At 43.2% G+C, this 708-nt stretch carries 3 protein-coding genes; all 3 read left to right on the top strand.

Annotation, left to right across the window (positions count from 1 at the left end; genetic code table 11):
• The coding region (locus tag ACFINM_RS09860) for a glycoside hydrolase family protein (RefSeq protein ID WP_375641376.1) at nucleotides 1–334 on the top strand (334 nt) is incomplete at its 5' end.
• The gene (locus ACFINM_RS09855) at nucleotides 331–558 is read left to right on the top strand and encodes a hypothetical protein (protein ID WP_375612620.1); all 228 of its coding nucleotides are present in this window, start codon (nucleotides 331–333) and stop codon (nucleotides 556–558) included. The genes ACFINM_RS09860 and ACFINM_RS09855, both read left to right, overlap by 4 nt.
• Complete coding sequence (locus ACFINM_RS09850) at nucleotides 491–697, top strand: hypothetical protein (protein ID WP_375632560.1); 207 nt, start codon at nucleotides 491–493, stop codon at nucleotides 695–697. Before ACFINM_RS09855 ends, ACFINM_RS09850 begins: the two co-directional genes overlap by 68 nt.
• Nucleotides 698–708: the final 11 nt, after the last annotated feature.

Below are 708 nucleotides of genomic sequence, written 5' to 3'. Positions count from 1 at the left end.
GGGGGATTATGAAGCGGTACCAACCGAATTGCAGAAATGGACCAAAGCGGGAGGCAAACGTTTACAAGGTCTCGTACACCGGCGTGTAGCAGAGGCAGGGCTATGGGCGAAAGGGGCTTATGTTTCTTCTAATTATCAAACAGTAGAAACGAAACAACCAACAGGGTTTCTCAAAGCAGAAGCATTGGCACCGATTATTGGTTCTTTCTCAGGTCTTGGTGGGTTTTTAGCGGGCAATGGACCAATCCAATGGGCTTTATCCGCCATTATGGTTTTAGCCGCATGTACTGGCATTTTCTTTGTTGCTAAACGCTTTCAGGAGCACCGCCTATGATCTTATGGATGAAAAGAAACTTGATGGTAACAGGTGCGGCTTTAGCCGCTTTTTTTATTGCCTTAGCAAAAGCTTTTACTCTTGGGAAAAAAGTAGAGCAACAAAAGCAAACAGAAAAAGCTTTAAAAGCAGCCACAACACGGCTTGAGGTGGAAAGTGAAGTTAATCAAAAAAGTGATGCTGATATGCGTGCTGCTCTCTCTCACTGGTTGCGCGACAAATAAATATGCTTCTTCTTGTGTTGGCTGGTTGCCAATTTATTTAGACAAGAAAGATCTGAACGCCATCAGTTCCAATTTAGCAAGAGAGATCTTAAAGCACAATAATCTAGGTGAACGCTTGTGTGGGTGGAAACATGGTTAGAAAAAAATCCA

Origin of the sequence: Bartonella sp. AA168HLJHH (assembly GCF_042197365.1) — a bacterium.
In the GTDB taxonomy this organism is placed as follows: domain Bacteria; phylum Pseudomonadota; class Alphaproteobacteria; order Rhizobiales; family Rhizobiaceae; genus Bartonella.
This window is presented reverse-complemented; position numbering and strand designations above follow the sequence as displayed.

Bases quoted from the DNA above. Each gene is read 5' to 3' on its own strand.
- ACFINM_RS09855 (WP_375612620.1), top strand. From the start codon at position 331: ATGATCTTATGGATGAAAAGAAACTTGATGGTAACAGGTGCGGCTTTA.